The following is an 11,660-nucleotide window of genomic DNA, read 5'->3' as shown; positions in this document are numbered from 1 at the left end:
GTCCCGTCCAGGCGGTGAGAACACTCGGGATAACCGGTCCCCGCTCCATGAGGAGGACATCAATGTTTCGACCCAGCAATGGGATGAGCCGTCGCAGGCTCATCAAGACCGGCATGGCCGGCATCCTGGCAACCGGCGTCTCGCCGCTGATCTTTTCCAAGGGTGCCTGGGCGCAGGAATTCTGCAACAACCCCACCGGCGCAACCGTCACCTTCGGGCTCAACCTGCCGCTCACCGGCGCTTATGCCGAAGAGGGTGCCGACGAGCAGAAGGCCTATGAGCTGGCCATCAAGCACCTCAATGGCGAGGGCGATGGCGGGCTCATCAATGTGCTGAAGCCCACCGCCCTCAAGGGCAATGGCATCCTGGGCAAGAAGGTCGAATACGTCACCTCCGACAGCCAGACCCTGTCGGACGTGGCGCGCGCTGGCGCCACTCGCATGATCGAGCGCGACGGCGCCATCATGATCACCGGCGGCTCGTCCTCGGGCGAGGCCATCGCGGTGCAGAGCCTCTGCCAGGAGATGGGCGTCATCTTCATGGCCGGCCTCACCCACTCCAACGACACCACCGGCAAGGACAAGCGCCGCTACGGCTTCCGCCACTTCTTCAACGCCTACCAGTCCGGCATCGGGCTGGGCCCCGTGCTCGGCAAGGAATATGGCAACGAGCGCCGCGCCTATCACCTCACCGCCGACTACACCTGGGGCTGGACGCAGCAGGAATCGATCAAGAACGCCACAGAAGCGCTGGGCTGGGAAACGGTGCAGACCGTGCTGACCCCGCTCGGGGCCGGCGATTTCAGCCAGTTCCTGACGCCTGTGCTCAATTCGGGCGCCGACGTGCTGATCCTCAACCACTACGGCAACGACATGGTCAATTCGTTGACCCAGGCCGTGCAGTTCGGCATGCGCGACCGCCAGGCCAACGGCAAGAATTTCGAGATCGTCACCCCGCTGATCTCGGAGCTCATGGCCAAGGGCGCCGGCGAGAACGTCAAGGGCATCTTCGGCACCTCCAACTGGCACTGGGCGCTGCAGGATGAGGGCTCGCAGGCCTTCACCCGCTCCTTTGGCGCCGCCTATGGCTCGCCCCCGTCCCAGGCCGCCCACACCGCCTATGTGCAGGCCCTGCTCTATGCCGATGCGGTGGAACGCGCCGGCACCTTCTATCCGCCCGAGGTCATCAAGGCCCTCGAGGGCCACGAGTTCGACGGCATGGGCAATGGCCCGACGCTCTACCGCGCCGAAGACCACCAGTGCATGAAGTCGGTGCTCGTGGTGCGCGGCAACGAGAACCCCACCAGCCAGTTCGACGTGCTCAACGTCGTGCAGGAAGTGAGTCGCGAAGACTCCACATACGATCCCGCCATGTTCGGCGGCGATCTGGGCCCGGCCGAACCGGCCCCGCTCTGCACCTGATCTCAGGCAGACCTTCCCGCCCTGTCGCAAGGCAGGGCGGGCTTTTCTCATAAAAGGGCCCGGCAGCACGCGCGCCGGGCACGCGGCGCAGGATCGGCCCTCGGGCCGGCGCCCCCGCGGCAATCGGGAACCCGGCGATGTTCGAGGTCATTTTTCTTCAGCTTCTCAACGGGCTCGACAAGGGCAGCGCCTATGCGCTGATCGCCCTCGGGCTCACCCTGGTGTTCGGCACGCTGGGCGTGGTGAACTTCGCCCATGGCGCGCTGTTCATGCTCGGCGCCTTCTGCGCGGTCGCCTTCCGGCGCCTGCTCACCCTCGAAACCGTCACCCTCGATCCGACCCGGCTCTCCCCCTGGGGCCAGCCGCTCGAAGTGCGCGCGCCGGTGGTGCAGGCCTGGTTCGGCGATTTCGGCGCGGTGCTGGTCAATTATTCGGTGCCCATCTCGCTGCTGCTCGCCATCCCCGTGATGCTGATCATCGGGGTTGCCATGGAGCGCGGGCTGATCAAGCATTTCTACAAGCGCCCGCATGCCGAGCAGATCCTCGTCACCTTCGGCCTCGCCATCGTGCTCGCCGAAATCGTCAAGGCCACCTTCGGGCCCAACCCCATTCCCCAGCCCATGCCGACCGATCTGCGCGGGGCTGCCGATATCGGCGCCTTTTTCGGCATGCAGGCCAATGTCATCACCTATCCGCTGTGGCGGCTGATCTACTTCGTCTTCTCGCTGCTCATCATCGGGGCGGTGTTCGCCTTCCTGCAATTCACCACCTTCGGCATGGTGGTGCGCGCCGGCATGGCCGATCGCGAGACCGTCGGGCTGCTCGGCATCGATATCGACCGGCGCTTCACCATCATGTTCGGCATCGCCGCCGTCGTCGCCGGCATGGCGGGCGTGATGTACACCCCGCTGCTGCCGCCCAACTACACGCTGGGCATGGATTTCCTCGTCATCTCCTTCGTCGTGGTCGTGGTGGGCGGCATGGGCTCGCTGCCCGGTGCCGTGGCTGCCGGCTTCCTGCTCGGCATCCTGCAATCCTTCGCCTCGATGACCCAGGTGAAGGCGATCGTGCCGGGCATCGACCAGATCATCATCTACCTCGTTGCCGTCGTCATCCTGCTGCTGCGTCCCCGCGGGCTGCTCGGCCGGCGCGGCATGATGGAGGCCTGAAATGACCACCTTCATGTCCCGCAGGGATCTCATCCTATTCTTCGGCTTTGCCGCCGTGGTGCTGCTGCTGCCGATCCTGGCCCAGCCCTTCGGGGCGGCCTATCCGGACCTGCTGCAGCGCTTCATGATCTTCGGCATCTTCGCCATCGGCTTCAACATCCTGTTCGGGTTGACCGGCTATCTCTCCTTCGGCCATGCCGCGTTTTTCGGGGTTGGCTCCTATGCCGCCATGTGGTCGTTCAAGCTGCTCTCGACCAATGCGCTGCCCGCCATCATCTTCGCGGTGGTGATCGCCGGCGTCTTCGCGCTCGCCATCGGCTTTGTGTCGCTGAGGCGCTCGGGCATCTACTTTTCCATCCTCACCCTCGCCTTTGCGCAGATGAGCTACAACCTCGCCTATTCGGTGCTGACCCCGATTACCAATGGCGAGACCGGCCTGCGCATGGCCATTGCCGATCCGCGCGTGCTCGACCGGCTGTTCTTCGAAGCCCCCGTGGCCCAGCCCGTGCCGAGCCTCTTCGGCTTCTCGCTTTCGGGGTGGAACGGCTTCTTCTTCTCGGCGATCTTCCTCCTGGCGACCTTCTTCCTTGCCATGCGGATCACCAATTCGCCCTTCGGCATGATGCTCAAGGGCATCAAGTCCAACCAGAACCGCATGAACTATACCGGCTTCAACACGCGGCCCTATACGCTCACCGCCTTCGTTATCTCGGGCATGCTGGCAGGTCTCGCCGGCGCGCTGCTGGTGGTCACCGATCCCCTCGCGGGGGCCGAGCGCATGCGCTGGACCGCCTCGGGCGAAGTGGTGCTGATGACCATTTTGGGCGGCGTCGGCACGCTGGTCGGCCCGGTGCTGGGCGCCTGGATCATCAAATATTTCGAAAACATCTTCTCGTCCTTCAACGACAACATATTGTCGGCCTTCTTCTCCTTCCTGCCCGAAGGCGCCCGCGAGATCGCCGTCACCGTCTCGAGCAAGTTCGTCGGCGATGGCTGGCACCTCACCCTGGGTCTCGTCTTCGTCTTGATCGTGGTGTTCCTGCCGGGCGGCATCATGGAGGGGGTACGCCGCATCGCCGCCCGCTTCAGCAAGGCCGATCGCGACGGCACTGCCCGCGAGCGTCGCCTCGCCCCCAAGGCCGCCGAATAGGAGCCGATGATGCAGACCACCATCCCGACCGCCCAGCCGGCTCAGCCCAAGGCGCCTGCCGCGACAAAGACCCCCGAAAACGTCGTTCTGCACGTTGCAGACGTCCACAAGCGCTTCGGGGGCCTGCATGCCCTGGCCGACATCGACCTCCAGGTCGAGGAGGGCAAGACCCACGCGATCATCGGCCCCAACGGGGCCGGCAAGTCGACACTGCTCAATGTCATCATCGGCCGCCTCGCCCCCACCAGCGGCGCGGTGGTCTTCGATGGCACCATTCTCACCGGCAAGAAGCCGCACGAGATCAACCAGCTCGGCGTCGCCCGCGTGTTCCAGACCCCCGAGATCTTCGCCGATCTCTCGGTGCTCCAGAACGTCATGACGCCGGCCTTCGCCCGCCGCGACGGCGCCTTCCGCATCAACATGTTCCGCTCGGTCGAGAGCGAGGCCGAAATCCGCGACGAAGCCCTCGCCATGCTCGATGATGTGGGGCTCGTGGGCCGCCGCGAGGCCCATGCCGGGGCCCTTTCGCGCGGCGACAAGCGGCGGCTCGAGCTCGCCATGTGCCTGATCCAGAAGCCGCGCCTGCTGCTGCTCGACGAACCCACCGCCGGCATGAGCCGGCACGACACCAACACCACCATCGAGCTTTTGAAAAAGATCAAGAGCCGCGGGATGACCAAGATCATCATCGAACACGACATGCATGTGGTGTTCTCGCTGGCCGACAAGATCACCGTGCTCGCCGGCGGCCGCATCATCGCCGAGGGCCTGCCCGAGGCGGTGCGCGGCGATCCGCGCGTGCAGGAAGCCTATCTCGGGGGAGCGCATTGATGAACGCCATCGCCAACCCAACCACCATGCAGCCAGGCCCCGCCAAGGCAGCTTCCCCGTCTTCGGCCGCGTTTTTGTCGGTGCGCGACATCCACGCCTATTATGGCGAGAGCTATATCGTGCAGGGCGTCTCCTTCGAGATCCGCCATGGCGAAATTCTCGCTCTGCTCGGGCGCAACGGGGCCGGCAAGACCTCGACACTGCGCGCCATCGCCCGGCTCGACGATCCCGCCCTGCAGGCCGGCGAGATCTGGCTCGATGGCCAGCCTCTCCACCAGATGCGGGCCTTCCAGGCGGCCCGCGCCGGCATCCAGCTCGTGCCCGAGGATCGGCGCATCATCCAGGGGCTGACGGTGGAGGAAAACCTCACCCTCGCCCAGGTCGCGCCCGGCCGAGGCTGGGAGCTCGATCGCATCTACGGTCATTTTCCGCGGCTGGCCGAGCGCCGCCGGCAGGAGGGCACCACCCTTTCGGGCGGCGAACAGCAGATGCTGGCCATTGCCCGCGCGCTGGCGCGCGATCTCAAGCTCCTCCTGCTCGATGAACCCTATGAGGGCCTCGCCCCCGTCATCGTCCACGAGATCGAGGGCATCCTCAACGAGATCAAGACGCTGGGCATCACCACCATCATCGTCGAGCAAAATGCGGTGGCCGCCCTCAAGCTCGCCGATCGCGCCGTGATCCTCGATACCGGCGAGGTCGCCTTCACCGGCACGGCGCAGGACGTGCTCGACAATGCCGAATTGCGGCAGGAATACCTCGCCATCTGAGGCATCCGGCCCACTCCGCTTTCCCGCGATCCCCAGGAGGTCGCCTTGACCGTTGCCCACACCCCGGCCGCGCCGCAGGTCTTTGCGCCCCATCCCGAGGCCGTCGCGCGCACTCTCGTCACGGCCGCGCGCTATGACGCGGACTATGCCCGCTCGCTGTCCGATCCCGATGGCTTCTGGGCCGAACAGGCCCGGCGTCTCGACTGGATGCGCTTCCCCACCCGCATCAAGAACACGAGCTTTGCCTATCCCAATGTCTCGATCCGCTGGTTCGAGGATGGGATGCTCAACGTCTCGGCCAACTGCATCGACCGGCACCTCACCGATCATGGCGAGACCACCGCCATCATCTGGGAGCCCGACCATCCCGGCGATGCGGCCCAGCACATCACCTATCGCCAGTTGCACGAAGAGGTCTGCCGCTGCGCCAATGTGCTCAAATCATTGGGCGTCAGGAAGGGCGATCGCGTCACCATCTATCTGCCGATGATCCCCGAGGCGGCCTATGCGATGCTCGCCTGCGCCCGCATCGGGGCCATCCACTCGGTGGTGTTCGGCGGCTTCTCCCCCGATTCGCTCGCCGGCCGCATCAATGACTGCGATTCCGCCCTCGTCATCACCGCCGACGAAGGCCGGCGCGGCGGCAAGTCGGTGCCGCTCAAGGCCAATGTCGACAAGGCGCTGATGGATTGCCCCGGCGTCTCGAAAGTGCTCGTCGTGCGCAATACTGGCGGCGAGATCGCCATGAAGGGCAGCCGCGACGTCTTCTGGCACGAGGCGGCGGCGGGCGTCGAACCGGTCTGCGACCCCGAACCGATGAATGCCGAAGACCCGCTCTTCATCCTGTACACCTCCGGCTCCACCGGCAAGCCCAAGGGCCTGCTGCACACCACCGGCGGCTACCTCACCTATGCCGCGCTCACCCATGAGCTGAGCTTCGACTACAGGCGCGGCGAGGTCTTCTGGTGCACCGCCGATGTCGGCTGGGTCACGGGGCACAGCTATATCGTCTATGGTCCGCTCGCCAATGGCGCCACCACTCTGATGTTCGAGGGCATCCCCACCTGGCCCGATGCCAGCCGCTTCTGGCAGGTGGTGGAGCGCCACAAGGTCAACATCTTCCACTCCGCCCCCACCGCCATCCGCTCGCTGATGGGGGCCGGCAATGGCTTTGTCGACAGGCACGACATGCCGAGCCTCAGGCTGCTCGGCACCGTGGGCGAGCCCATCAACCCCGAAGCCTGGCTCTGGTATTACAATCGCGTCGGCAAGGGCCGCTGCGAGATCGTCGATGCGTGGTGGCAGACGGAAACCGGCGGCCACATGATCTGCCCCTTCCCCGGCGCAACCCCCACCAAGCCGGGCTCGGCGACAAAGCCCTTTTTCGGCATCGCGCCGCAGGTGCTCTCGCCCGAGGGCAAGGTGCAGGATGAGACCAAGGCCGAGGGCGTGCTCTGCATCACCGAGAGCTGGCCGGGCCAGGCCCGCACCATCTGGGGCGATCACCAGCGCTTCGTCTCCACCTATTTCGAGACCTACAAGGGCCGCTATTTCACCGGCGACGGCGTGCGCCGCGACGCCGATGGCTATTACTGGATCACCGGCCGCGTCGACGACGTGCTCAACGTCTCGGGCCACCGGCTGGGCACCGCCGAGATCGAAAGCGCGCTCGTCGCTCATCCGCAGGTCAGCGAGGCCGCCGTCGTCGGCTATCCGCACGACATCAAGGGCCAGGGCATCTACTGCTTCGTGACGCTGATGGCCCGGGCGCAAAAATCCGACGCGCTGATGGTCGAGCTGCGCAACTGGGTGCGCAAGGAAATCGGGCCCATCGCCTCCCCCGACATCATCCAGTTCGCCCCCGGCCTGCCCAAGACGCGCTCGGGCAAGATCATGCGCCGCATCCTGCGCAAGATCGCCGAAAACGACGTCTCCTCGCTCGGCGACACCTCCACCCTCGCCGACCCCTCCGTCGTCGACGACCTCATCGCCAATCGTGCGGGGGGCAGGCCCTCACCCTGACGACGGAGGCCCTAACCCTGACGACGGAGGCCCTAACCCTGACAACGGAGGCCCTAACCCTGAGGAGCCCCGCAGGGGCGTCTCGAAGCACGAGGGCCGAGCACAATTGCCTCGGCTCCATCGTCCCCTCTCCCCGCCGGGGAGAGGGCCAGGGTGAGGGGGCCTTGCCCCACGCGCCATCGCAAGGCACCCTCACCCGCCCCTCGGCCGACCTCTCCCCCAAAGGGAGAGGTGAAGAGCCCCTACCCCAGCACCCCCGTGCGATAGAGCGTTACCCTGATCCCGCCATGCAGCACCGGCTCGCCGGGGGGCAGGAAGGTGAGGCCGGTGGCTTCGGCCAGTTGCCGGTCGGCCGTGATGATGCCCACGCGCCAGCCGGAAAACCGCGCCTTGAGCGCCCGGCCCATCTCGCGATGCAGCCCGATGAGCGGCCCCTTCTCGCCGATGCGCCCGCCATAGGGCGGGTTGACGATCACCAGCCCCGGCTTCCCCTCGGGCGGCACGATCTCGCCGATCTCGGCCACGGAAAACCGCGTCAGCCCGGCCACCCCGGCGCGCTCGGCATTCTCGAGGCTCATGCGGATGGCCCCCGCATCTCGATCCGAGCCTGAAAACACGAGCCCCGGCCGCGCCGCCCCGGCCGCCCCCGAGGCCCCGCCCCGCACCCGTGCCCAGGGCCCGGCATCGAACCCCGCCAGATGCTCGAACGCAAAGCCCCGCGCCCGCCCCGCCAACAGCCCGGCGGCGATTTCGGCCGCCTCGATGGGGAAGGTGCCCGAGCCGCACATGGGGTCATAAACCGGCTCCTGCCCGGAAAACCCGCAGGCCCGCAGAAACAGCGCCGCCATGGTCTCGCGCATCGGCGCGCGGTTCACCGCTTCCTTGAAGCCGCGCTTGTGCAGCGAGGCGCCCGTGGTATCGATGCTGAGGGTCACGAGATCATCCTCGATCCGCACCATCACCCGCACCGGCGCATCCTCGGCAATGGGCGCGCCCAGCGCCTCGCTGATCGCGGTGGCCACGCGCTGCGCCGCCGCCCCGGCATGATAGATGCGCGAGCGCCGGCACGCCGCCTCCACCGCCACCGGCACATCCGATCGCAGGAGGCCCGCCCAGTCGATCCGCCGCGCCCGTTTGTCGAGCTGCGCCAGATGCAGCGCGCGGAACTGCCCGATGCGCCAGAGCACCCGCGTCGCCCCGCGCAAGACGAGATTGGCGCGCATCAATTCGGGCCAGCCCCCCGGAAGGCTCACCCCGCCGGGCACCACCTCCACCCCCGCAAACCCCGCCCCCCGCGCCTCCTCGGCCAGAAGCGCCTCCAGCCCCGGCACCGCCACAAGAAAAAGCCCTCCCGCCCCCGCAGCCTCTTCCTCGCCGCCAACCGGCGCAGCCGGACCGGGCCGCGAAGCCGGAGCCTTCACGGTCGACGAAGGATGTTGCGAACGAGAACTCCGGCGCGGCGAGCGTGTCATAAGGGGATCCTGAGGGGCCTACGGCAGTGGACAGCTTGCCGGGTGGTAGCAGTGTGTCGGCGGTGTAAAGCGCGCTGGCGTATCACTGCATCGGGCGCTCAAGCTATTAAAAACGACTATCTGATTATTTCAGCCCTAGCAGTCGGACTAAGGAGACCTATCGCGGAAATTCGTAGTTCGCAGGGTGAACAGGTTTGCACCTGTGTATGGTTGCTCGACGAAGTTCGGCATGCAATGATAGACTTCTGATCGGGTTGTTCGCGAGGAACCATTGGATACACCTCTTAATGCTAGCGCAAGCAACGCTGGAGCAATTTTCTCTAACAACATATTTGACATTCCTCGCTTCCAACGAGAATATTCATGGGGAAACGATGAAGTTAACGAATTCTGGTCTGATCTCAGAAGCAGCCTAGACGCTGAGTCATATTTTCTCGGCCTTATTATTCTTACAACTCCAAAGGAGAATGAGGATTCAGGCCGAAAAAGAGTAGTAGACGGGCAGCAACGTATAATAACCCTAAGTCTTCTTGCAAATGCCATATTTCACGAGGCAATTCGAAGCGACCGCAAGGCACTGGCCGACCGCATACGAGCAAGCTTTTTACGCTCGATCGACTATCAGACCGATGAAGAAATTCGCAGGGTAAAGCTCACAGACAAGGCTGATGATAATACGTTCAAGATAATTCTGGAAACGGGGAATCGGCCGCCAGATATTGATGACGATTCATCCGTTTCTGCAAAAATTTGCGCATCTTATGATTTACTCTCGCGGCATCTCCGAGAGGATTTGCGAATTGATCCTTTCAAACGACTAGGTAAATGGACCGATTTCCTTACAAATCGGCTCTACTTTGCTGTCTTTCTGCACCCCACTGCTGAAGCCGCTTATCAAGTATATGAAGTAGTGAACACTCGCGGCCGAGATCTAACTACCGCCGATTTGCTTAAGAATTACATTTTGAGTCAGGCGGGTGGCGACGAGGTTGCCCGCTACGACCAATGGCAATTGATTGCAAAACAGTTCTCGACCGAAGGCGCTAATAATTTTGTACAGTATATTAGGCACGTCGTTACAGTTAGAAGTGGCTATATTCTACCTAAAGATCTTTATGGATTTCTCGCCAATCGAAGGCAAATGGGCGATCGTACCCCACCTCGACCTAATGAGATAATGTCGCACCTAGAGAGAAATCTGCCGCTGTATATGCAAATGATAGACCCCACATCCGCAGGTCCGGCTGATTTCGATGCCCTAGGGGTATTTTCAGCTCTAAATAGTTTGAACGTGTTAACTGTACGGCCAATCCTTTTAGCATGCGCTGATGTTCCAGACGCGCAGGCTGGCAGGGAATGGATCCTAAAACTGGTTGTTAGACGCATCGTGGTTGGAAATCTCGGCACTGGCAATGTTGAGAGAAGGTTAGGTGAGGCCGCTAAGGCGATTCATGATTCGAGAAGCTGGACGGTTATGATCGACCTTCTTAGAGATCTAAATCCGACACGTGACGAATTTGTAAGTCAGATAAAGAAGAGGTCGTTAAATAAAAATGTATTAACATTTCTTCGGCGTTCAATTATACAAAAAACTATTACGCCGGATCCGAGTGGATTTCTTCATTTTATTTGGACAAAGTCAGCTGAGTTTGACGATATGGGCGAGGACGAAGGAAGCTATTGGGCGTCAACCATTGGAAACACTATAATCTCAAAGGTCGAGAAACGGCCTAGATTTGTACTGGATTGGGCGACGTTCAGAAACACCATGCTGAATGAAGCCGCGGCTGGAGAGTGGACAGAAACTCTAGAGCAATTGGTGAAGTGGGATGTTCCAGCGGTCGAGAGGGTGGGGTCGGAGTTGGCTAATGAGGCTGGCCGGATCTGGTACGATGCTTAATGCCGCGGGGAGGGGAGAAGAATGCGTTGCGCAAGTTTGTGCTCTGCTCGATAGGACCACGGAAATCAAGGCGTTGCAGTCGCTTTCATCAGCTCTGAAATTCGAGCTGATCGAGCGCGATCATGCGGAGACTGTGGTCGCGTTTGATGCGAACGTCTTACTGAGGATGAGCAAACACAGTAAGTGTGATGATATTGTAGACTACCTAAGGTCTCAGTTTTCTGGACAATTGATACTTCCGGGCCAAGTTATACAGGAGTTTTGGAATAACCAGTTCCTTGGTGTCGATTCTATATCATCAGCTGTTCAGAAAAAATTTAAGGATTTGAGTGATACAATTGGGGATTTTGACGAGCGTTTTGGCGATTATTCAGAAAGATTCAGAAAATTAATAGGTGAGTTTGACGATGAATATGGATATATATTTGATGACAACACGGCCCGAAAAACCAAGCTTTTTGTTGATCTTTTGTTAGAAAAGGCACGCGTTCCATTTGTCAGCCGCTCGCTTATTGCAGCGTCGGCCGAAGTACGCAAGAGAACGAAAACGCCACCTGGTTTTAAAGATGGTGGCGATGGTGATTTTTTCGTATGGGCAGACCTACTTCTTGGCTTGGCGGAACTAAAGAAGGATGGCGTAGCATATCGGCGTGTTACACTTGTAACTCTCGACAAAAAGATTGACTGGAGCCGAGGTGGCATCCCTCATCCTATCTTGTCTGCCGAGGTCCATGCGATTAGCGGCGCGGAGTTCGAAACCATCACGCTGGAAAGCTTGGCTAAAAGGCTCGTTGGCTAGATCTTCTGCTAGCCGCTGTAGGGCACTCCCTGCCTCGAATTTGAAGAGTGGATAGCCGGCCCCCCACCCCTAGCTCGCCGCGAAAAATTGCGCCATCCTGCCCCGTCGCCTGGGGAGAGGCGGCGG

Annotated in this window: 9 protein-coding genes; 8 read left to right on the top strand and 1 reads right to left on the bottom strand. The window is 62.1% G+C overall.

Going from position 1 to position 11,660, the window contains the following annotated elements; all coding sequences use genetic code 11:
• Positions 1 to 62: 62 nt before the first annotated feature.
• The 6 genes from BT183_RS19310 (at position 63) to acs (ending at position 7,363) form a co-directional block, all read left to right on the top strand.
• Positions 63 to 1,421, top strand: a complete 1,359-nt coding sequence (locus BT183_RS19310) for a substrate-binding protein (RefSeq protein WP_072346652.1) — start codon at positions 63 to 65, stop codon at positions 1,419 to 1,421.
• 137 nt (positions 1,422 to 1,558) lie between these two features.
• The gene (locus tag BT183_RS19305; RefSeq protein WP_072346650.1) at positions 1,559 to 2,590 is read left to right on the top strand and encodes a branched-chain amino acid ABC transporter permease; all 1,032 of its coding nucleotides are present in this window, start codon (positions 1,559 to 1,561) and stop codon (positions 2,588 to 2,590) included.
• 1 nt (position 2,591) lies between these two features.
• Entirely contained in the window at positions 2,592 to 3,740 is a 1,149-nt protein-coding gene (locus tag BT183_RS19300; RefSeq protein WP_072346648.1) for a branched-chain amino acid ABC transporter permease, read from the top strand.
• 9 nt (positions 3,741 to 3,749) lie between these two features.
• On the top strand, positions 3,750 to 4,571 hold the full coding sequence (locus BT183_RS19295; RefSeq protein ID WP_084603738.1) for an ABC transporter ATP-binding protein: 822 nt from the start codon (positions 3,750 to 3,752) through the stop codon (positions 4,569 to 4,571).
• A 26-nt stretch (positions 4,572 to 4,597) separates the two neighbouring features.
• Complete coding sequence (locus tag BT183_RS19290; RefSeq protein ID WP_244545407.1) at positions 4,598 to 5,341, top strand: ABC transporter ATP-binding protein; 744 nt, start codon at positions 4,598 to 4,600, stop codon at positions 5,339 to 5,341.
• 45 nt (positions 5,342 to 5,386) lie between these two features.
• Complete coding sequence (acs, locus tag BT183_RS19285) at positions 5,387 to 7,363, top strand: acetate--CoA ligase (RefSeq protein WP_072346645.1); 1,977 nt, start codon at positions 5,387 to 5,389, stop codon at positions 7,361 to 7,363.
• Between the two features lie 242 nt (positions 7,364 to 7,605).
• Here acs and BT183_RS19280 read toward each other — a convergent pair whose 3' ends face one another.
• The gene (locus BT183_RS19280; RefSeq protein WP_072346643.1) at positions 7,606 to 8,700 is read right to left on the bottom strand and encodes a THUMP domain-containing class I SAM-dependent RNA methyltransferase; all 1,095 of its coding nucleotides are present in this window, start codon (positions 8,698 to 8,700) and stop codon (positions 7,606 to 7,608) included.
• 406 nt (positions 8,701 to 9,106) lie between these two features.
• Here BT183_RS19280 and BT183_RS19275 point away from each other — a divergent pair, with 406 nt between their 5' ends.
• On the top strand, positions 9,107 to 10,735 hold the full coding sequence (locus BT183_RS19275; RefSeq protein ID WP_072346641.1) for a DUF262 domain-containing protein: 1,629 nt from the start codon (positions 9,107 to 9,109) through the stop codon (positions 10,733 to 10,735).
• A complete protein-coding gene (locus BT183_RS20610; RefSeq protein ID WP_177282645.1) occupies positions 10,728 to 11,534 on the top strand; it encodes a PIN-like domain-containing protein in 807 nt (268 codons plus the stop codon). Before BT183_RS19275 ends, BT183_RS20610 begins: the two co-directional genes overlap by 8 nt.
• Positions 11,535 to 11,660 lie beyond the last annotated feature (126 nt).

The organism is Devosia enhydra (assembly GCF_900119845.1).
In the GTDB taxonomy this organism is placed as follows: domain Bacteria; phylum Pseudomonadota; class Alphaproteobacteria; order Rhizobiales; family Devosiaceae; genus FPKU01.
This window is presented reverse-complemented; position numbering and strand designations above follow the sequence as displayed.

Excerpts from the sequence above, each read along its gene's own strand:
- BT183_RS19310 (WP_072346652.1), top strand. The coding sequence starts at position 63 with ATGTTTCGACCCAGCAATGGGATGAGCCGTCGCAGGCTCATCAAGACC.
- BT183_RS19305 (WP_072346650.1), top strand. The coding sequence starts at position 1,559 with ATGTTCGAGGTCATTTTTCTTCAGCTTCTCAACGGGCTCGACAAGGGC.
- BT183_RS19300 (WP_072346648.1), top strand. The coding sequence starts at position 2,592 with ATGACCACCTTCATGTCCCGCAGGGATCTCATCCTATTCTTCGGCTTT.
- BT183_RS19295 (WP_084603738.1), top strand. The coding sequence starts at position 3,750 with ATGCAGACCACCATCCCGACCGCCCAGCCGGCTCAGCCCAAGGCGCCT.
- BT183_RS19290 (WP_244545407.1), top strand. The coding sequence starts at position 4,598 with ATGCAGCCAGGCCCCGCCAAGGCAGCTTCCCCGTCTTCGGCCGCGTTT.
- BT183_RS20610 (WP_177282645.1), top strand. The coding sequence starts at position 10,728 with ATGCTTAATGCCGCGGGGAGGGGAGAAGAATGCGTTGCGCAAGTTTGT.